Raw genomic sequence first — 20,449 nt, forward strand, 5'->3', positions numbered from 1 at the left:
GAAGGTGTATGGCCGGCTTCAAGATGGTAGCCAGCTACAGTCACAAACCATTTCCCAGGCTCAAGGGAGCATAAGCTACAAATTTAATTTTACCATCCCCAAGTCCCGATTAGACAATCAGGACAGCTACACAGAGTCCTATGTCATGCGAGCAATCGTTTATTTTACTGATGGGACGAGCGCGGAGCAATTAATAGAATGCTCGACTACAGTTACAAAGCCGGGGGCTGCCACACCAACAGCAACAGCAACGCCATCGACGAGCGAACCCACACCAACGCCGCGGCCCATTATTGAGGTTTCAGCGCAATGGGATCCGTCTTCAATCTTCACAGGGGATAAAGCTTCGTTGTCCGCGACCGGTCGAGGCTACACTGAAGCTCATTGGGAATTATCAGATAATCTAAAGCCTTTTATTCAAAATGATGATTTCAATCAACCTAATATTACATTTGATACAGCTGGTGTTTATACCGCAAAGATTGTCGCATCCAATGAGTATGAGACGGTATCAGATACGGCTATTTTATACGTTAACGATCCCAAGCCGGTGGCCATCATATCTGGTGTTACACGTTGGATTCAAGGCCGGCCGTTTCCGACTCTTCATCATCTAAATAACTCCTACAGCCCATTAACTTCTCGAGGTGTAACGATCGATTTCGATAAATCGGAGATTCGTTATAAGAAGAACGACATTGGGCCTTATACGGTTGGGGCTTGGCCAAATAAAGCTCCGGATGAGCTTGGATCCTATACGCTTGAGGGTAAGGTATTTGATTCACAAGGAAGAGTAAGTGAATGGGCAACTTATCCTTTAGAAATCGTGCCTGATCAGCCTCCGGTCGTTTCCGTAATCGCTCCTGAAACGGGGGTACGCAACATTGGGCTCATGCTGCAGATCGACGCAAGCAGTCCGGACGGAGACAAATTGGAGAATCTGCTTCTAGAAGAACGATATGATGCCGATAACGATAGTGATTTTGACGAAGAAACTTGGAAGGTAATTTATAATGGACCTTTCACTACTACGCATGCAGCTAACTATACAACGGTAGGGAAACGTCAGTATCGAGCTACGGTTACAGAGGACTATGGATTATCCGGAAAATCCAATATAGCGGAGACGGATATTATTAATCGTGCACCAATCGTTGATTTTACTGCAAACGGTCTTACCCAGCAGCCAGATCAGGGCGCTGACAGCGGACCACCGGTTACGACCTATTCACCAGATTCCATTTTGCGTTCATGGGTCAACAAGACGCCATATGAAGGTGGAGCTACAAATAAAGCAAGCTGGAAGGCAAACGGAAGCAGCTTAACGACCCGAAACGCGGTATGGGCTGACTTTAATGGCAATTATAATTTAGCCAAAAACTTGAAGCCGCTGCCAGCATGGGAAGGCAGCATTGGTCAAGTTTATGCCGGCTATAAAATGACGGTCATGACTCAAGCCGGCTATTATTGGACGTATAGCTACAGACAACCAGAGTCGAAGGATTGGGCGTTTGCAATACGGGATGTGTGGACGGGACGAGTGGAGCAAACGTATATGCATCCTGGAATTACATTCAAGGGGGCATTTTATCAATATCATCCGAGCCAAATCAAGCAGGCCTATTTTATGGAGGAAGGGACTGTAAATGCTTCGGGGGACACGCTGCGTTTATACAACATCGAGACCGGTCAGCTATTGGAGGAATATCCGAACATCGCTCCGCCAGCGACTGGAGGAACAAGCAGCAGCTATTGGGACGATCCGAGCAATACAGTAATCGGCACAGCGTTCTCGCCTGATCGGCAGTTTCTGTATGTCGCTTACCGGGAGAGTAATGGCGGCAGGACGTTTGATATTCGGCAAAAATTATTTGTGGCCAAGTATTCTGTCGCACAAAAAACGCTCTATTGGACCAAGTTGGTGCATCCAGGAATTGATCAGTGGAACGTGTATCAAATAGGGGGTATTGATGTAGATGCAGTTGGTAATGTTTTACTGGCAGCTAATACAAGGCGAGGTACGGAGGATGATTGGACAGCGCTGTTTTATGTCGTGGATCCGAACGGTAATCAGATTGCTAGCCATGGCATCCCGCTGGGTATGTTGTCGGAGATCACCATGTCAGCTGATCGTTCAAAAGGGTATGTAACGTCGATGTGGTTTTCATCTGGTCGTTATGGATATTCTCAGATTAGTGGGGTTTTATCCTATAATACGGTGACTAATAGCATTACACGTCCGGAAAAGAGTAGTGGCACGATCGATGATGTGAAGTTCCCAAATAAGCTGGGCAAAACAGCTGTTAATAAGGCAGGCATCATGGCTACTCCATTTGGCTTTCTAATTCTTTCTAATGGGTCAATTACAAGCGAAGATACAAGAAATCCATACAACAAGCTAGGGGCGTTCACTGCTGCAGAAGCTAAGAGTCCGACGCCAAGCGATCCGATAACAACGCAGATTCTTTGGCCGAAGTTAGGAATAATTGGACCTTTTTCGCAGCCTTCCGATGAATTTTGGGTTTTGGGAGCTGGAGTGAAGAGATTCGACAAGGTGACGTATCAAACGGTTAATGGGCAATCAACCTGGTCTAGTTCGGCTTTTCAAAAAACACAGCAGTGGTCAGGTGTGCTGGCCAACAATCAAACGCCGACGTTGGGCACGGAGAGTTCTGACAATAAGGCTTATTTTGTAACAGATACGATGAAATACACGGATGGGAATGGTTATGACGGAGTGACTTTCACCGGATCTTCCAGCGTGCTGCCTAACGGTGCTGTAATCGGAACTGGCACGCAAGTAACGTACACCGGACCGATCTCAGGCTCCTTTACAAGCAAGCAGGTTGTTATCCCGTTTAGAGGGGAATCGACCGGGGAGCTGCCAAGGCTGCTGGACGATAACACAGTAGAAATCGACAGTGATGCTTGGGGTGGGCTGCTTTACGACCCAAACAGCATTATGCGTAACCAGGTAATAGAGTTCGATATCGCGATTAATCATTTGAGTAATGATAGACCGATCGGAGCTGCTATTCAAATTCAAGACGAAAAAAATATGTACGCGGTGGAATGGACAAACAGCACGCTGACATTATACAAGGTCGTGGCTGGTCAAAAATCGGTGTTGTCCCAAGTTGCAATGACACGCAGCGTGGGTTATCCGTATGCTGTTAAGTTTGAGTCACTCGCCGGCACACAACGGATAAGCATCAATGGCGCAAAGAAAATTGAGGTAACCGACAATACCTACAAGAAGGGATCGGCCGGAATATTGTCTCTTGGGCAGCAGCAAGCTGCCTTTGCTAATGTGAAGCGTACTAATTATGGTGATTCTGTTCCTGAAGAAACTATAGCTGCTGTGCTTGTTGGGGAGCCAATATTGTACGAAAAACTATTCAAGGATCCTGAATCGGATCCTAAATGGTCGGAGACATGGCATTATGCCCATGATCCTAACTACTTTGCCAACTCGCTCGGACGCAGCATGTATGATGAGCAAACCTTCAGTGCAACGTTAGAATCACTGGACAAGCCGGGTAAGTATGAAATTACACATCAGGCTGGAGATGATCCGGGGTTTGCAAGCTATCGGTTGTCCTCGGAGCCCATCACCAAAACGTTGTATGTGCATCGCAGGCCAGTTGCAGTGCCCGATGTGCGCTTTACCGGCACGGTATATCCCGGTGGAGCTGCGCTGGATTATTTAACCTACGATAAATCGTATGACCCAGATATTCCAGATCGATTGGACAAGCGAGTGTTCCGTACGCGCTGGGCAGATGAATCTGTCTGGACGGCAGGCGAGCGCCTGCTTTATAACCGGCCCGGAGTTGAGCTGATCGTGCAGGAGCAGGTGAAAGACCTTTACGGCGCTTGGAGTTTCTGGGCGGAGGTACGTGTGTATTTGGACGCCTTGCCACCAGTTAATCAAAACCCACCGACCATGACCATCGTTGTTCCGGATGGCACGCTGGATAAGCCGACAGTCTATATTAGCGAGCCGACCGTTCGCTGGATATATAACGACCAGGAAGGAGATCCGCAAGAACAATATCGACTTAATATGGTCTATGCTGACGATAATACGACTGTCCTCAATACAACTCTCTATGGGGATGACCTCACGTATGAAATACCTGAAGGGATGATCGAGCGGGGCAGAACGGTAAGGGTACAAGGTAGAGTGTATTCTAAAGGAGCCTGGAGCGAGCTAAGCAACAAAGTATACTTTGTACTTAACACACCGCCGCAAACAACACTCCTCAATTACCATGGGGCTAAAGCGTCGGAGCCGGTTTACACCAATAACAATAAGCCAAACCTGCAGGTGGCCGTCACCGATAGGCAGGGCGACGCCATAAGGTACGTTGATTACGAAGTGTTTTATAATCCGACCGGTACGCTGGTAGTGGATACTAACACTGCAACCGGATCCGCCAACTATACAACGCCGGCCCTGCAGGAAGGGCTGCATAATTGGCGCGCTCGAGCCCATGACGGCTTGGAGTGGGGGCCATACAGCGGCAACGGTTATTTCTTCGTGGATACAGTGCGACCGGCCGACGTCGATGAGCAGCTGCTCATCGAGCCAACAGCGGTCACGGTCAACTTCAATGCATTTACCGATGCCGTGCCATCTTCCGGACATGCGTCCCGCGTCTTCTATATGCAGAAGGTAAATAGCGATGGCAGCGTGACGAATATTGATCTTAATAAAGATGGGACAACTGAGTATAGTATCCCATTGCCGTTGACTACACGCTCGTATAAGGTGGCCGGCTTAGTACCAGGGCAAGAGTATCGGCTAACGGTGATCGATAATGATGTAGCTGGTAACCAAGGTCATTATGCTTATATTTACTTTGTAACGAATCGTCCGCCGACTGGTGACTTTGATTGGTCGCCAAAGCCGGTGTATGAAGGGGATACGGTGACTATAGTTTCTAATGTCGATGATCCGGATAAAGATGAACTGGCCGTCACCTATAAGTTCAAGGATCCTGAAGGTGCAACAAAGACGTTTTCTTATACGTTTAACAGCCCATATCCCGTTACCGGACCAACCTTCAAAACGAGTATCGTTGGAGATTGGGAAGTGGAGCTGACGGTATCGGATGGCTTAGCAGACCCTGTAAAGGTGACCAAGACCATAAAAGTACTGTCACTTGGAATTACGGCTGAAGTATTGCATGCCGAAGAGTGGGAGAAAAATCGGATAACCTGGAATAAGGAGAAACCAAAAGAGATTCGCGATGCTTCTACTTTCTGGGCGGGCGAACGATTTGTGCTGCAGGCTGCCACGACGGACACTGGTGCAAGCTTGACCAAGGCCACTAGAGTCGATGTTAGGGCAGTTAAAATTGGTCAGACTACACTGAGCTCAAGCAATAAAATCTCATGGGCTGGTTATATTGGCAACGAAAATTCCGACCTAAAGCTAGAGACGCTTAAGGATGGATCCTACCTCTTCAAATTTACTGCCACGTATTCTAATGGGGTTGTAAAGGAAACAGATGTTACGATAAAAATTAATGGAAAATGGACGGATTTTTTTAGGTTCCATAAAAATTGGTGATATGCAAAAGTCTGGCAGTGGACTCTAAAGCATATTGAATTATAAGCCATATGACATAGACGCTGCAGAGATGATTTAAGGGTAAATCCGGCAGCCCTCTTCAATAGAAGAAGGCTGCCGGTACACTATTCTGAATCACATTCTCCTTTTGACATGCTACCTCTTGCAGCATCATCTTTATAAGCAAGTCGTATACATACTGCCTCAGCTAGTATAGGATACTCTCTATATTGGTGAGTATCTATTACTGTATCGTTGCTATCATATGTGGTACAACAATACGTGCTTTTCCCTAGCGCATGTAGATTATCACTGTCTAAATCGGTATTTATGGTTTCAATGAACCCTTTCTTTATAACTATTTCTCCGTCTTTTTTTAATTTAAATTCCATGCTCTATTCCTCCTTGAATTAAAATTCACATACAAAACTACAGGTTACTCCGCCTGAAGAGTTTGGTAAGCAAATCCAATTACAACTTGCCAACTCTAAATCTTCATTTGCAGAATGAATTTCAATTTGTAATGGTTTCTCTGGATCAAAGGTGTACTTGGGTATTTCTTGATTATTCATGTTTGCGTTCATTCAGTATCACCTCCTTTCTGCACAACTAGTATGGCAAGCAAATGAAATATTATTCTTTCTAAATAAATGCAAAATAATGATTAGCTATATAATTAGAAAATAGCCCTATATTAAGGGGCTACTTTTTGTTAGCGATGCAGATAAAAGCGTTCTGCTCGGAATTGGATGGCGAGTGATTTACAATATAAGATATAGAAGTGGAAAAATTATTAAATTAATGACTGGTTCCAGTTATTCACTCAGAGGTACAGCGTTTGGTCAACATCGATTGTATGCTTCAGGCACCAGCGACGGCTGGCGCACAGCTGCAGGGCTAGCATCGATCTCCAGGAGCAGGGAGCAAGCTTGCGTTTCTGGATCCAACGCATCGAGGAGAGCAGATTGAAACTATTGACGATAATTAATCATGCAGAAAACATGTTACTATTCAAATCAGTGGAAAATGGACTGATTTTTTCAGATTCCATAAGAATTGGTAAATCTGCTGTTATTAATAGAAAGTGGCAAGTGGCCAGTATTAGGCTGCTTGCTCTTTTTTATTTGCATTTTATGTACATTCTTTTTGTAATCAGGACTTGTGCCCAGATTGCTTTTAATTTAGGTACGGTATCGATTTGTATCATTGTGGGCCATGACTTTAAGAGCAGAAAAATGGGGAAATCATTGAATGATTTAGATATGCAAAAAAATTTGCAACAAAATAGGTGGTTAAAACGAAAAGGATATTATGAAACAAATTAAATTAGGAATTGTATATGAGATGGAAAATTTGTAGCTACCAACCTAATACTGCGAAGCTATAAGACAGGAGTCCTTGCTGGTTCTAACTGTGGAATCGCATATTTGAAAAGAATTTTTACTCCAGCCAAAAAACTATTATCCTTAACTAGCAAGTATTGGGATATTCATATAGAATAGGTCTTAAGTAATGGACATAAGGAGGATGGCAAATGTCATTAAACCAAGAAGAAATTTATATCGATGACGAGGAACTGGAAGATGAAACCGAGGATGATGGTGTATTTCGAGCTACGAGAAAAGGGACCCTTACCAAGTTCATAAAAGCAAAATCTGAATTTCGTGTATCTAATGAATCTAAAGATGTACTGATGGCACAACTTGATCAAATAACGATGATATTAGTTAAACGTGCAACAGAACTAAGTCATAAAGAAGGAGCTAGAACGATAATGCCACGACATATTGAGGTGGCCTACGAGGAATTGTTAAATCCGCATAGTTTCATCCAGCAAATTGTTCAAACATTAGAGGAACAAAAGGAACAATTAAAGGTTGTAGCACAATCATCCCTAGTTCGGCATATGGAGGTTGATTAGGCTTAATGTCCACAGATCGTACATTCTTCTTAAGAGGCGACTACTCAACGACTGAAAAATATGAACGGATATTTTCTGATGACTTTATTAGAGAATTTAAAGGTTATGCCCTGCCAGCTGAAGATAATCCCCAAACAGTAGTTCTTAACAAAGGCAGTTGTTATCAAGGACTTTCTCAGGCATATAATGGAGATGAACGTTTTCACCTTGCTATCGATCAGGCATTTCAAAGTTACGGGCGAAAAGGTGATAAATTGAATGTAAAGCTGTTTCGATTAAATCCCGATTTTTCTTATAATCTTTTGCCGGAAAAATTGACAGCGATTCAAGAGATAAAGGAACGGAAAGATAGTATAAAAACAATTGATCATTTATCGCCAGGTTTGGAAGATGATCTGTTTATAGAGGATTACAATGTTACATCAACCACGTTAGATTTACGCTTTAGATTTAGCTCAAAGACATTAGTGCATGAGCCATCACCTCATATGGAAACGTCAAATACATATTTAGAAGCTAGAATTTATACAGGGCCTGGCATTGTAGCTTTGTTTATAAATGATGCGGGTACGAAACAAACCAATAGCGTTTTAAATGTTATTCATCATTTATTTCACTTTGCTTTTCCCAAGCATTCAGAAATCGCTTTTGACGAAGCACAGTTAATCATGATTCAGCTTCGTCTAAATGGACAAGTCTCTTCTCCTAGGTTTCGTTCAGAAGATGATATTCGGGTAGATATTCATGGTTTAAACGAAATAAATTATGAAGACCCGATAGTGCAACTCGTACAGGGACAGTCCCGACTTAAAATATATGAACTGTCAGCACACTGTGTTGTAGAGGGGAATCGTTGTTTTTTGAAGCTTTCTGCTGAAGGCAGGATTCAGATTGAGACTTATGTATTGCCAAATGTACTAGATAAGATTATTCAGGATATTGAGTGGGTCATATTAACAAAAGAATATTATCAAGAGTTGAACCAGCAAGCAGACGACCTCTATAAAATAAAAAGTCCAGCATCTCTGGGTACACAAAGAAAAAACAAAATTGATGCCGTGATTTCTGATTTGCATAAAATGCTTGAAAAAAACACAAACCAAGCTAACGATATCAGAAAAAAGAAGCTTGTCACTACAATTTTATTTAATATTGGTTTATTTTTGACAAACAAAGATGTAAACAGATTATTGCCTGAGGGAATCCAAACAAACGAAAGTGCTGAGTTCGTCAATTTACTCTCTTTTATTACGGATTATCTGGTTACGATTAAGCGTAGAAACCGTTCTGATTCGGAAGCAATAGCGAATTCAATTGTTTTAATGCTACAGTATTTGTGTAATATTCTAGGCGGAGATGCGGTATTATTAATTAATAAGTATCTAGAACTCGCAGGGGACTGATATTATGTTTATCGATGATTACACTTTGTCTGAGTCTGAAATTGCATATTTAGATGCTATACTTACCGACATTGTGAGTAATTACTCGCCAAGAACACTCCATTCTTACGTTCGAGAATGGAGTGTTCTTGAAAGTCTAGATCAATCTGGTGCACTCGAAAGCCTTCGAATAAAAGGGGTTTTTGAAATTGAAGATCGATTAAGAACAATTTCCTATTATGACAATGGCTTAGAGGAACTAAGACAAGAAACGTTTACAGTTGGAATATTACAACCCAAAAGATTAGTATTTGCATGGCTCGTAACTGTCTATTATCGCTCTGCAAAGCAAATAACACTTGCAGATATGCAAAAGCTAAATGAGGCTGATTCGAGTTACAGTTTTCCGATTCAAGTAGGGGATGACAGTGTAGATATTCATTTAATTACAAAAGAAATGGATGATACCTTTTATTCGAGAAACCAACAATCATCTATATTCGTTTCCTTTATTGGGGAGTTACCTATAAATCAACAATATTATATCCATTGGTATTCTCCTATACAGGAGCTTTCTGCGGCAGCAAGGTTTTTTGCGTGGATCAATGAGTATAGCAAACCATTTATATCCAAACATTTTCTTGCAATTGATTTGCCGACAGATTTAGAGAAGGACGAAGTCGAAAATATTTATAATTTGGTCAAAACGAATTTTAGAATCCTTGACTATCAATATGTAAATCAACCAGATCAATATAAACCAGAAAGTATAGATTATTTTTTCTCACATACACTTATTCGCGGTTGTTTTATTAAACAAGCTGACAACAAAAAGGTTTTTCTTATCTTCTCAGAAAGAAAAATCGAGGTGCATACGTTTCATAATGGAATTAAAGTTCTTGACGATGAAGTAAGTAAACATATGATAAAACTGCAAGAATGGATCGATAAGAAGTCAAAAGAGATCAGAAGTATTAAATATGTGATGAAATCGTCATTAATAACAGATCTGACAAAATTAATACCTATTATAATAACATTTGTTGTTTCAGCTTTTACTGCAGTCGTATGGCTATGGTCTGAAAACGAAGAGATAAAGAGATTTACTACCACAAGCTTCTGGTACACTATTCTTTTAGTCGTAAATATAATGGCGATTATCGTTTTATTCTATTTAGGTTTAGTTCCTTCCATACGTCAGCGTTTTTTCTCGTGGGAAAGATACTTCAAACGATATATAAATAAAAATAAAAATTAAAAAACAGCCCCTGTTTTGAGGGGCTGTTTTTTGCTAATGGGGCAGATAAAAGCGTTCAGTGTTCACTCTTATCTTGTAAAGGTGACCAAGACCACTAGAGTCGATGTTGAGGCGGTTAAAACCGGTAAGGCTTCGCTGGACTCAAGCAATAAAATCACCTGGTCCGGATACCTCGACAATGAGAACACCGACTTGAAACTCGAGACGCTGAAGGATGGGGCTTACACTTTTGATTTACTGCGACATTTTCGAATGGGGTGGTAAAGGAAGTAGAAGTTGCTATACAAGTCAGCGGAAAATGGACAGACTTCTTCCGCTTCCATAAGAACTGGTAGATGACAAAATAGGCAAGTGGCCATTACTCAGCTGCTAGCCTTTTTTATTTAATCAAAGCTTAAAATAATTAGTGAGTGACATACGGAGTAATATGTAACTTTTAAAAATGAGTAACGTATATTGACAAAAAGGGGGATTTACTATGATTTTTCTGTCTTGGTTAAGTATTATTTTTGGGTTGTTTTCACCTATCTTATTGTTTGTATTTAGGAAGAAACATAGCTTTATCAATGGAGCATTTATCTTTACTCCGATTTTAACATTAGTTTTTGTTTTAGTTGGTTCAATGAATAATGATTACTTATTAAATGAAAACTCATCACTTGCTTATCTTTTGTATATAATCGCTATTGCGGAGGTATCACTATTATTTCTCTATTTGATGTATTACGCTTGTGTAAGAGGCATAGCATATGTTGGCACCGACAATGACTGGTCAAGAATCGGGGCTAAATCAGAATTGTTTATTTTATTGTTTGTAATGCTTTGTCTTCTGTTAATGCCTCATATTGCTTTTGGAATGATGTACAGTCTGTGGGGGATTCTTTCAATGAGCAACTTCAATCTTACAGCCGCTGATAGCGTTTTTTTCTCATTCTCATTAGTACACTCATTGCCACTCTCAGGTTCTTTAGAAAATTTCCAAGAACATATCAGCACAGTAACTGTATTGAGATATGTTCAGATTTTACATGTGCTTGTTTCCAAAATCATAGAATTCATAGTAATAGGATTTATTATCGGTAAAGTCTCATCAGTAATTCATAATAAATTAATAGCGAGACCCTAATATTATTGAATCTAAACGACAAACAGGCAGGTCTGCAAAATCTAAATAACAATGGGCAAGTGGCCACTTACGGCTACTTGCCTTTTTTCTTTGGATTTTAGTCATACTTTTTGCTTACAAATTGCAGACTTTTGACAGCCCTATTCCTATTAATCTTAGTAATAAGGAGGTGATCAGACATGCTGGAAGAACTTGCGAAAATGGGATACAAAAACGTGAAATATCAAAGCAGTTGTGCAAGCTTTGATTATTATGATGCTGAGGGCTGGGAGATCAGAGTGGATAAAGAAAAAAATGAACGGGGCGAACGAGAAGTGGCAGAACGCCGTCAAGGGACCGAGGACTGGGACGATGTATAACCAACTTCGGTATTAGCCTGTTGCACAATTATACCAAGTAAAGGCCATACAACTGCATAAGTGGTTTTATGGTCTTTAATATTAAAAAGCTAAATATTGAGGAACCAGGGGCGGTTTCAATGGCAAAAACGTGTTCTACGAAAATAAGGCGAATTTTGAAATCAAATAGGAGGTATTTAAATGAGTCTTGTAAAAAATGTGTACACGGTACCCGTTATTCCAGGTAGGGATCAACCACAACAAATTGTGGTTGATAAGATTCACTTATATAGAGATTTAATTGCTAAAAAAAGGGCGGAGAGTAATCAAGATCATGAAGAGATTAAACGGCTGGAGCGAGAATATGCCACATTTTATGAAGATGCGTTGCTTATGGGGGTATTACCTCGTTGCGCAACATGCAATGCAATCACGCGGAATGAGGTATGTGATCATTGCAACGCTTATAATTCCAAACTTGGTACCAGCAATTAGTAAAGCGCGCCTAGGAGTTTGATTTCGTAGGTAATCGGAATTTGCAGTGGCTATGCGACATCATCCTGAAAATGAAAAATGTAGATGAAAGAAGTGTTGACATTTGGATTATTTGCTAATTGTAATATCACTGGTGCTCTGGGGTTATAAAAGTAACTTGTTTAAAAGGTCGCTTACAAGTGCAACAACTATGAATCTGACTGCGCTATATGCATTTACGCAGCGAGGACTTATGTTTCTATTCGGATTATTGTTTATCAACAAAGATGTTTTCAGCGCGTTCATGGAGCCTTATTTTTATGTATTGATGTTAATCGGATTTGTAAGCTCCATTGGGGCGGGTATTCTAAACAACAAGAGTAATGCTACATTTACTACTGCATTAGTAAGTGCTGCAGCTATGATTACATCATTATTATATGCAAGTATTAGTATATGGGCTTTAGTGCCAGTGATTATTTGTATCTATTGTCTGTACACTTATTTTAAACAGTTAGGCCAGCAAATAACTTGGAGTGGCATAGGGGTCAGTTTACTTCTAATCTTTGTTCCGACGGTTGGTTATTACTATTATATTCCAATCGTGACGGAGGATTACGGAAATGCAATGTCAGTATACGGACTGTCTATGCTAATTCCGTTTATTATTATGAGTGCTGTTCAGTTAAAGAAATTTAAATGGGAAATGGCTACGAAGACAGTAATTACATCAGCAAGCATATCCGTTTTAGGACATGCTATTGTTTTTTATGCCTTTCAGATAACTGGAAATAAGGCAATATTATTATTTATGTTAGCCTACGAGGCATTAGTAACTGAACTGTCAGCAAGACTGATGAAGGATAATAGTAAGTTGAATTTGGGAAAGAGATCGACGTCCCAACTAGTATGCATCATCGTGTTTTGTTTGTGCTCAGCCGTAGTGGGCAAATTCCTATAAGGGGGTGTTAAGGATGGAAATTATTATAAACACATTAACATCTGAGGACATGGAGGAATTTTCTTTATTCTACCTAGAGTCATTCCAAGTGAAGTCTGATATAGATCTAATGAGAAAAAATTTTCCGATCATACAATCAAATCCCGACTACTTAATGCTGACTGCCAGAGTTGCCGGGAAAATAAAAGGATATGTTATGGCAGTGTTGATACGTGATTTTGTTGGGGATACTAGACCATTGATGACACTTTGGTCTGTATGCGTACATCCAGACGCTCAACGTATGGGAGTTGGGCGATCTATGATGGAATATGTTGAGCAGGTAGCTAAAAAAGAAAACTGTGAGTTCATAACATTCATAACAGGGGAACATCGGACTATTGCCCATGAATTTTATCGATCATTAGAATATGATTTGAATCGTGATAAGGCTGGAATTAAATTTTTATAAATAAACGAAAGAACGGAAACGCGGCATGGATTTCAAAATTGGGGACGAAGTTATATTGAATAAAGATATAGTAAGATTTTGGCTTAGTCGAGATGTTCAATAAAATCAACTCTCAAAGCATTCCGACACAAAAAGGCTACAAGAAGGTTAACCTTCTTTGTAGCCTTTTTATGACCGATGCTTTCGGATTTCTATCATTGTAACATACAAGCTCGTTGCTGTGAATAATTATTACGTTTCAAAAAGCATGCTTTTTGAGACTAAGCAAAGCACCTGCGTTTCTACGTATCAAAAGGTATTGAAATGAGTTTAGATACGTTTCAGCGAAAAAAACTATTTGAGACGATTGGAAGGAGGTTTTACAGATGAGATTGGCATATGGTCGTGTATCGACAAAAGACCAAAACCCAGAAAGACAGCTCATTAAGTTCTGGGAACTTGGAGTTGAAGAGCGATACATATTTGTTGATAAACAGAGTGGAAAAGATTTCGAACGGCCCAAATATCAGGGGATGCGATTATTGGTACGCAAGAACGATTTGGTTTACATCGATGCTCTTGATAGACTAGGTCGAGATTACGATGGGATATTTAGAGAGTGGAAATATTTAACGAGGGAAATCGGGGCTGATATTGTTTGCTTAGACAACGAGACACTGTTCGATTCCAGAAAATTTAAAACGATGGGCGATCTGGGGAAACTTTTGGATGACCAGTCTTTAAGTATGCTTGCTTATGTGGCTGAGCAAGAATGTAAAAAGAACCGTCAGCGTCAAGCTGAAGGGATTGAGGTAGCACAGGCTAGCGGTGTGAAATTTGGTCAACCAAGGCAATAAATTAATGATGCATTTGTTCATGCTTATAACGAATGGAAGGCAGGTCGACTCACTGCCGTAGTCGCCATGAAACTATCGGGATTATCTAAGCCGACATTTTATCGGGGAGTAAAAGAGCATGAACAAAAACACTAACCTGGGGCATGAAACTGGGAAGATGGGTTCCCAACAAAGAGAAGGCAAAAGAATGATACAAAATTGATGAAGAGGACAGAAATTTTAAATATCGGCACGGGTATTGGCGGAACATTCTTCTCGGGTAATTAAATATTAGATCCATGATGCAAGGGGGGGATTCGCTATTAACATTATGCGAACAATGAATTTGGTTTACTGACAAAATGGCGTAAAATCTCATAAAATAGCGGCACCCATCGGTAAACCAGATCAGGTGCCGCATTTTTTTGCCTATCGTTTGAACTCGCAAACAACCATAAGTTCTTTAGTGGTCTGGTGGCAAGATACCTAGTTAAATACGAATTGACTTAGTAATGGGTAGGTTACATACATGTTACTCATCCATCGGCTCCTATGCTTTTACAAAATGCAAAAGTAGGACAATTTTAGGCCTAAATACACGTTTTATTTTAATTAAGTGTTTGTAATGTTTCGGGTTTTTAAGGGATATCTTTAGTTATTTACTCCGCTAATCATACGAATGTTTTACGGATGCTTCATACTACTTGGTAAAATCACAATTTTTTAATTAAATTAAGGTGTTGGTGTTGTTTCACGTTTTTTAAGCACAATCTCCAGATCCAAACCATCCAAGATCCTCAGCAAGGTTTCAATGTTATAGTTCTCTCCGCTAGTCACTCGAATGATTTGAGGATGCTTCATTCCCACATCGTCTGCAAACTTTCTAACAGACTGATTTCGTTCTCCCAATGCCTCCTTGATGTAACGTGTGATCGCCATTTTGGGAATGGAGATCGAATAATATTCGTGGGGTACATTGATGAGATCTTGGAGATCGTTAACATTGTTGTCGGTAGTCATAGGTGTCGTCTCCTTTCGAACTAATGTCCCATTCATTCAAACAAAACTCTGAATCCAATAAAAACTCAATTTCTTTTTTTTAGTTTCTTTTTTTGATTTCATGAGTAGTCATACAATCCTCCTTTTTCCTTGAGATTCGTCAAAATAAATTATATAAAAAATTCTCTGTCTCTTACTTTCCCTTTATTTTCGATTTGGTTTGAAGGTTGATTCACATTTTGAAAGCGTGGAGAGAAAGGCTGTTACCAGCCCTCTCTCGTCGCGATTCGAGCCGCCGTCTGCATATCCTGTTTTCTGATGGTCTCGTCTTTCTTAAGGAAGAAATGTACGATTCCGTACTCCGAGCCAGAAATGTGCTTAAACAGAAAGCGCCATTCCCGCTTGGAGTCGCCCTTGATCTTCAGTTCCCAAATACCATCACGTTTGGTGTTTTCGATTTTCTTGCCAAGAAAATCACTGTTAGTGCCGTGCTCATTCAGGTAGCCGAAGGCTTCCAGAAATTTGCGCTGCGTAACAGGACCAATGTCTTTTTGGCTTTGAGCCCACTTCTCGAGGACATCATCAGCATAAAACAGGTTAGAAAACAGCGGTAGTTGACGGTGTGCCAACATCACCAACTCCTTCTTAACCAATATTCGAATTTATAAAGAGCAAAGTAAGCAGACTCAGCTACATACTATGAACATGGTAACATAAGTGTTACCATTTGTCAAACATAACCAGAGACATGATACAAAAAAGAAGTCATCAAGTTGATCCTGTTTCCGCGATGTTTTTAATCCGGAGGGATGCCTAAAATTGAAATTTTTTTCTAGTTCGACTTACTAATATAATGCCTAATATATCCCTACCGCGAGTATTTTTTGTGATGCTCGTTGTTCAAAAGGAGAATTTAAAACATTGAATTACTGCTGGATATTATCACCTGCTGGGCCACTACCTTAATTAATTTAATGTCGTGTTCCAAATAGTCTGCTTCTTTGGAAAATGGCAGTATTAACTCATTGGATTGATCGGTCTCATTTGTCTTAGTATGAACAATTTTACACCGGATATCATATATCCGGTCTTTTAAATTATTTATTAATTCATCATCATTTTGTTGTATAGTAAGTGGGATTGAAGAAAGCTTCTTCCCATAATTTCCTAATTCATTTTTGAAAGAGAAAAAATCTTTTTCTTCAGAACCCTTTAAAAATACCCTGATTTCATCAGGACTAACACATTCTCTGAGAGTAGATAATAACTGCGAACGCTCGCTAGCAAATCCCTTACCATTCAATCTTGGTCTAATCATTGTAATTAGTTTTGTTAAATCTTCATCATTATCTTCATCAAAAACGGGGTTTTTAAGTATTTTTTTTAACGTTTTCTTTGCCTCTATTTCTGTATAAATAGGAAAGTAAAATTCAATTGCTTGGTAGAAAGCAAGGTATTGCAGTAGCGGCATCCTTCTAGCACTACGTGCATACCAGTATAATGAAATTGCATCCTTACTATATTGCGTCTTAGGAAACTTTAATTCACTGATGTTAGCTTTGCGTGGTAACCCAAATGCTAAATCAAAAGGATTTTGTTTCGAAAGCATTAATGGTAAATTAAACCGTAAATCAATTTGAAAAAATAGTGAGTCACTAATTTTTCTTAATAATTCTACTGCCTTGTCATGTTGTACAATATTTACACCTTTTATCTTTATGGATATAGGAGAGTTTCTTTTTAGTTCTTTCTTCATTAATAGAGATAATTCTTTCGAAACACCACTAATCTCAATCATTACATCTCCAATTTCACTCTGCTGACATAGTACTATTGGCTCGCTAGAAACTGTAAATTGGAATTCTCCAAACAATTTTCTATTCATGATACCATTATGCGGCATGTAGACATGTTCAATAGAAGATTCGATGATTTTCTTTTCATAGGAACATATTCCAATCAAACCTTTTAGAATAGTGTAGTCTTCAAACTCAATATCTAGTAATGAAGAAGCTTCAGATTCATTTTCTAGCACAATCTCGTATTTATCTCTTGCTGAATCTAGTTTAATTATGAAGTCCGATCTAGTAGATACATATTCAATTTTAGATGCCGAGCAACGAGATATTAAAGAAGTAATAGTGTTTTTGTCGATAGATTTATTAATTCTCGGAGCGATTTTGATCTCCGCTTTATCATCGTTAGACATAGATATCTCCTTGAGATAGTGAATTTTTATGAAAATTTAAAATTAGAAGAATACCCCTCTTTAATTTAAGAATAGAGTTGACCTAGTACCCCATCAATAAGATCGTCATATGTGCGTATAGTTATATTCCTATAATCATGTTCAATTCGCTTCCAGGTTTCTGTATTTAACATCCATCTCCTTCCCATGACCAAGGTTCTCTTAGGGTATTTAACTGATATTCCATGGTGTGCCTTCACAAATGATCTGTTATTAGGATCTTCAAAGTATTCTTCATATACGCTAGTTTGAGAAACATAGGATTGTATCTCAGCACTAAATGTTTCACGGTTCGGCTTTCCAACCACTACGTTCCCTCTAAGCTTAGGTAGCTTAAACTCTACAATATCTGAATAACCGTTAGGTGCAGTTACAAAGAAATCCGGACGTATAGCAGGTCTAGATAAATCGCCTGATTGCCAACTACATTGTTTCTCGGAATAAATTTCTTTTCCGAAAAATGCCAACTTGAGAATAAATAGATTTTCAGACCTACTTAGAAATTCAGTTATTTCAATTTCGGTAGTTTTGCTCATATGTAACAATTCAACAAATCGATTCAGTTGCGTTAATTTTTCATATTTAAAATCATCTGGGGTAGGATAATTATATTTGGCGTCAAATAAATATTGATTGTAAATCTCATCTCCGAAATCTATATTGAACGTTTCGACCTCTTCACTTGAATCTATGATTTCCATTGGAAAAACATCTAACCATTTTATATTTCTAACTAACAGCCCTCCTTGTGAATCAGTACCATAAAAGAAACTATTCACAACCCTTGTCCGATTGCCTACAATGAGCTCGAGGGTTGGTGAATTCATACTTAGGAGCATTGACTGTGCTCCTATATTCCAACCATTATCAAACAAAATATCTAGTGCATCATTAGAAGGTGCAAACATATTTTCTGCGTACGGAGGGACGAAACTTTTAAATTCTAGATCCCCACCAAACTGAAAGCCAACAATATCTTCAAACAAATTCTCGGACATTGTGTAATCCATTACGGTAAATTCAACTTTGAATTCTAAAGAAGTACTAAGACTTGATCCTTCTGTAGGACCAAAATACTCTATAGCAAAATGATTCTTCCCAAAATAGAAAACTAACTTATCAGGGTTGATTAGAAATAATGGAAACCCATTCAAAAGTTCAGGCTGTTTTTTAAGGGTATAATATAATTTTGACCAATAATTTTCATTAAGAAAATGGCTGACTTTTAACACAAGCTCATTAAGATTATTGAATGGTTCCTCGTTGCTCAATTCCATAGTTATCCTCCAAAATTGTTTTTATCTTAAATATAATTAAAATACCACAACCACAGACATTCCTTTTCATAGTTACGTAACTCCAGCTCCATCATATATCCAACCTCACAAATATACAAATACTTCTAGATTTTCTTGTGTGAAGGGGAGGGGGAAGAGCTCAATTATATATTCAGGTTAGAATGTTAATTGTTAAATTAAAATATCTGGATGTTATCACAATTAGTGTCGAGATTATCTAGCTTAACTAGTCTGAGCATAATTCCCTTTAGTTGCTTAATTATGCTGTGCAATAGAGATTAAACCAGCTTATTTCCTTGCTTAGTGTATAGAAATAGTAAGAAATTGCGAACTAGTAATCTATAGTTTTCCCAATATACAATGCTTATTGGGCAGGAATGATCGTAATCTGGTCTTACGCAGGACTTAAATTCATAAGTATAGCCACGGTTCTCAGCATAATAGAATTTCTTTGGATTTCCAATATGTTGAGAACTATGGGTATGAATAAGCTCTTTATTTTGGACTACGGGAATAGAAAGAGATTTTTCTTCTGTTTTTAAAAAAAGTATGGCGTATCGTTATGCTAACGGAAAAATTGAGTTCAAAGTAGACATTACGGCAGTCGGCTGATTTGCTGCTCGTTGATGTAACGGAAGAATCATTTACAAAATTGACTTTGAAGAGGTATCAAAAAAAAGAGAAACCTTCAATTGCTAAAACCTAAGCAATTGAAGGTTGAAATAATCACTTCTATGGTTGATGTTCTTATTCCTCTGTGCCAATATCCGTTAGCAAGCCAATGACCTTGCTCGGAATCGTATAGCGTTGATTCAGATAACGAAGTGCCGCCGCCAGTTCTCCATCCGCGCCGCCGTATTGTTCGGCGAGATAACGCGCCATTCGAGGATCGCATTTGCTAACCCGAACGGGGTACTGGAGCTTTTTCTCATAAACCCACATGCCGTTGTCACCTCCAACATGCTAAGCTGCCGCTTTTTTAGACCGCTACCCAGATGTCATCAGCAGCGGCAGCCCGCTGTACTTCATGTTGACTGTCTGTCAGGCCTGCTACACCTGCCACGGCCAAGGCGTATTCGGCCATTGGAAAGGGTAACCCGAGAAGCTGTGTCCATAGTTCATCAGCGGACCATACTTCATTTCGAACTGCTGGGCGCATTGCATGCGTTGCTGGGCCAAATAATTGAATTGCTGCAGGGCATGATGGTCATGCGGATGGGTGTCGAGATAGAGGTTCAGCTCAAGCAGGCCAAAACCCAACTGCTGCAGCTCCAAAAGCTTGGCATAATAGGCTTCATCGCACACCATTGGCTGCTCACTCATGGCTAATAGCTCCCCCCTCCACATTTGGATGCGTACGGGCTGTATAAGGCAGGCCATAGCGTTCCAAGCCGCAGCGCCTCTTCTAGCGAAAATTGCGGAAGGTTCATCGGCTGAAAAGGAATGTACTGGTTCGGCGGAACGACATACGTCCGCACAATCATCGGCTCGCACGGATCATGCGGCCCGACAAAGGGGTACCATTTTCGAATTTGCGGATTGCTGTTCATGCACGGCCTCCTTCATCCAGCTAGCCTAACACTTCTCTTTGCTTTCAATT

General features: G+C 39.8%; 18 protein-coding genes and 2 pseudogenes. 11 read left to right on the forward strand and 9 right to left on the reverse strand.

Features of this window, described 5'->3' with window-relative positions; translation table 11 throughout:
* The first annotated feature begins 145 nt into the window (after nt 1-145).
* Complete coding sequence (locus tag AC50X8_RS26680; RefSeq protein ID WP_494882585.1) at nt 146-5,578, forward strand: hypothetical protein; 5,433 nt, start codon at nt 146-148, stop codon at nt 5,576-5,578.
* A 125-nt stretch (nt 5,579-5,703) separates the two neighbouring features.
* On the opposite strand, the gene AC50X8_RS26685 is transcribed toward AC50X8_RS26680, so the two are convergent.
* Both AC50X8_RS26685 and AC50X8_RS26690 read right to left on the reverse strand, forming a co-directional pair.
* Nucleotides 5,704-5,970 carry a hypothetical protein gene (locus tag AC50X8_RS26685; protein ID WP_494882587.1) on the reverse strand — a complete coding sequence of 89 codons (267 nt, stop codon included), beginning with the start codon at nt 5,968-5,970 and terminating at the stop codon, nt 5,704-5,706.
* An 18-nt stretch (nt 5,971-5,988) separates the two neighbouring features.
* Entirely contained in the window at nt 5,989-6,162 is a 174-nt protein-coding gene (locus AC50X8_RS26690) for a hypothetical protein (RefSeq protein ID WP_494882589.1), read from the reverse strand.
* A 381-nt stretch (nt 6,163-6,543) separates the two neighbouring features.
* Between AC50X8_RS26690 and AC50X8_RS26695 the strand changes: the two genes are divergently transcribed.
* The 10 genes and pseudogenes from AC50X8_RS26695 (at nt 6,544) to AC50X8_RS26740 (ending at nt 14,460) form a co-directional block, all read left to right on the forward strand.
* Complete coding sequence (locus AC50X8_RS26695) at nt 6,544-6,903, forward strand: hypothetical protein (RefSeq protein ID WP_494882592.1); 360 nt, start codon at nt 6,544-6,546, stop codon at nt 6,901-6,903.
* 209 nt (nt 6,904-7,112) lie between these two features.
* A complete protein-coding gene (locus AC50X8_RS26700) occupies nt 7,113-7,499 on the forward strand; it encodes a histone-like protein (RefSeq protein ID WP_494882595.1) in 387 nt (128 codons plus the stop codon).
* A gap of 5 nt (nt 7,500-7,504) precedes the next feature.
* A complete protein-coding gene (locus tag AC50X8_RS26705; RefSeq protein WP_494882599.1) occupies nt 7,505-8,902 on the forward strand; it encodes a hypothetical protein in 1,398 nt (465 codons plus the stop codon).
* A 4-nt stretch (nt 8,903-8,906) separates the two neighbouring features.
* Nucleotides 8,907-10,139 (forward strand): hypothetical protein, encoded by a 1,233-nt coding sequence (locus AC50X8_RS26710; RefSeq protein ID WP_494882601.1) that lies wholly within the window; start codon nt 8,907-8,909, stop codon nt 10,137-10,139.
* Between the two features lie 478 nt (nt 10,140-10,617).
* A complete protein-coding gene (locus tag AC50X8_RS26715; RefSeq protein WP_494882605.1) occupies nt 10,618-11,265 on the forward strand; it encodes a hypothetical protein in 648 nt (215 codons plus the stop codon).
* A 179-nt stretch (nt 11,266-11,444) separates the two neighbouring features.
* Entirely contained in the window at nt 11,445-11,624 is a 180-nt protein-coding gene (locus tag AC50X8_RS26720) for a hypothetical protein (protein WP_494882608.1), read from the forward strand.
* A 180-nt stretch (nt 11,625-11,804) separates the two neighbouring features.
* A complete protein-coding gene (locus tag AC50X8_RS26725; RefSeq protein WP_494882610.1) occupies nt 11,805-12,098 on the forward strand; it encodes a hypothetical protein in 294 nt (97 codons plus the stop codon).
* A 190-nt stretch (nt 12,099-12,288) separates the two neighbouring features.
* Nucleotides 12,289-13,038, forward strand: a complete 750-nt coding sequence (locus tag AC50X8_RS26730; protein WP_494882612.1) for a hypothetical protein — start codon at nt 12,289-12,291, stop codon at nt 13,036-13,038.
* A 13-nt stretch (nt 13,039-13,051) separates the two neighbouring features.
* Nucleotides 13,052-13,489: a GNAT family N-acetyltransferase gene (locus AC50X8_RS26735; RefSeq protein WP_494882614.1), complete on the forward strand. Its 438-nt coding sequence runs from the start codon at nt 13,052-13,054 to the stop codon at nt 13,487-13,489.
* Nucleotides 13,490-13,854: 365 nt separating this feature from the next.
* Nucleotides 13,855-14,460 (forward strand): annotated as a pseudogene (locus tag AC50X8_RS26740) (recombinase family protein).
* A 576-nt stretch (nt 14,461-15,036) separates the two neighbouring features.
* On the opposite strand, the gene AC50X8_RS26745 reads toward AC50X8_RS26740, so the two are convergent.
* From AC50X8_RS26745 to AC50X8_RS26775, 7 genes and pseudogenes are all read right to left on the reverse strand, one after another.
* Nucleotides 15,037-15,324 (reverse strand): hypothetical protein, encoded by a 288-nt coding sequence (locus tag AC50X8_RS26745; RefSeq protein WP_494882616.1) that lies wholly within the window; start codon nt 15,322-15,324, stop codon nt 15,037-15,039.
* 242 nt (nt 15,325-15,566) lie between these two features.
* Nucleotides 15,567-15,956, reverse strand: a complete 390-nt coding sequence (locus AC50X8_RS26750; protein WP_494882618.1) for a type II toxin-antitoxin system RelE/ParE family toxin — start codon at nt 15,954-15,956, stop codon at nt 15,567-15,569.
* Between the two features lie 260 nt (nt 15,957-16,216).
* Complete coding sequence (locus AC50X8_RS26755; RefSeq protein WP_494882620.1) at nt 16,217-17,512, reverse strand: hypothetical protein; 1,296 nt, start codon at nt 17,510-17,512, stop codon at nt 16,217-16,219.
* A gap of 65 nt (nt 17,513-17,577) precedes the next feature.
* Nucleotides 17,578-18,828, reverse strand: a complete 1,251-nt coding sequence (locus AC50X8_RS26760; protein WP_494882622.1) for a Shedu anti-phage system protein SduA domain-containing protein — start codon at nt 18,826-18,828, stop codon at nt 17,578-17,580.
* A gap of 771 nt (nt 18,829-19,599) precedes the next feature.
* A pseudogene (locus AC50X8_RS26765) lies at nt 19,600-19,791 on the reverse strand (manganese catalase family protein); the annotation flags it as partial.
* Between the two features lie 108 nt (nt 19,792-19,899).
* Nucleotides 19,900-20,172, reverse strand: a complete 273-nt coding sequence (locus AC50X8_RS26770) for a spore coat protein CotJB (RefSeq protein WP_056032158.1) — start codon at nt 20,170-20,172, stop codon at nt 19,900-19,902.
* Between the two features lie 2 nt (nt 20,173-20,174).
* A complete protein-coding gene (locus AC50X8_RS26775) occupies nt 20,175-20,399 on the reverse strand; it encodes a spore coat associated protein CotJA (protein ID WP_056032155.1) in 225 nt (74 codons plus the stop codon).
* Nucleotides 20,400-20,449: the final 50 nt, after the last annotated feature.

This window comes from Paenibacillus sp. JT22N15 (assembly GCF_059383755.1).

What these genes read in the sequence shown, in the direction of transcription:
- AC50X8_RS26770 (WP_056032158.1), bottom strand. Translation starts at nt 20,172, where the DNA reads ATGAGTGAGCAGCCAATGGTGTGCGATGAAGCCTATTATGCCAAGCTT.
- AC50X8_RS26745 (WP_494882616.1), bottom strand. Translation starts at nt 15,324, where the DNA reads ATGACTACCGACAACAATGTTAACGATCTCCAAGATCTCATCAATGTA.
- AC50X8_RS26690 (WP_494882589.1), bottom strand. Translation starts at nt 6,162, where the DNA reads ATGAACGCAAACATGAATAATCAAGAAATACCCAAGTACACCTTTGAT.
- AC50X8_RS26775 (WP_056032155.1), bottom strand. Translation starts at nt 20,399, where the DNA reads ATGAACAGCAATCCGCAAATTCGAAAATGGTACCCCTTTGTCGGGCCG.
- AC50X8_RS26730 (WP_494882612.1), top strand. Translation starts at nt 12,289, where the DNA reads ATGAATCTGACTGCGCTATATGCATTTACGCAGCGAGGACTTATGTTT.
- AC50X8_RS26735 (WP_494882614.1), top strand. Translation starts at nt 13,052, where the DNA reads ATGGAAATTATTATAAACACATTAACATCTGAGGACATGGAGGAATTT.
- AC50X8_RS26720 (WP_494882608.1), top strand. Translation starts at nt 11,445, where the DNA reads ATGCTGGAAGAACTTGCGAAAATGGGATACAAAAACGTGAAATATCAA.
- AC50X8_RS26755 (WP_494882620.1), bottom strand. Translation starts at nt 17,512, where the DNA reads ATGTCTAACGATGATAAAGCGGAGATCAAAATCGCTCCGAGAATTAAT.
- AC50X8_RS26700 (WP_494882595.1), top strand. Translation starts at nt 7,113, where the DNA reads ATGTCATTAAACCAAGAAGAAATTTATATCGATGACGAGGAACTGGAA.
- AC50X8_RS26710 (WP_494882601.1), top strand. Translation starts at nt 8,907, where the DNA reads ATGTTTATCGATGATTACACTTTGTCTGAGTCTGAAATTGCATATTTA.
- AC50X8_RS26680 (WP_494882585.1), top strand. Translation starts at nt 146, where the DNA reads ATGCGAGCAATCGTTTATTTTACTGATGGGACGAGCGCGGAGCAATTA.
- AC50X8_RS26760 (WP_494882622.1), bottom strand. Translation starts at nt 18,828, where the DNA reads ATGGAATTGAGCAACGAGGAACCATTCAATAATCTTAATGAGCTTGTG.
- AC50X8_RS26725 (WP_494882610.1), top strand. Translation starts at nt 11,805, where the DNA reads ATGAGTCTTGTAAAAAATGTGTACACGGTACCCGTTATTCCAGGTAGG.
- AC50X8_RS26715 (WP_494882605.1), top strand. Translation starts at nt 10,618, where the DNA reads ATGATTTTTCTGTCTTGGTTAAGTATTATTTTTGGGTTGTTTTCACCT.
- AC50X8_RS26685 (WP_494882587.1), bottom strand. Translation starts at nt 5,970, where the DNA reads ATGGAATTTAAATTAAAAAAAGACGGAGAAATAGTTATAAAGAAAGGG.
- AC50X8_RS26705 (WP_494882599.1), top strand. Translation starts at nt 7,505, where the DNA reads ATGTCCACAGATCGTACATTCTTCTTAAGAGGCGACTACTCAACGACT.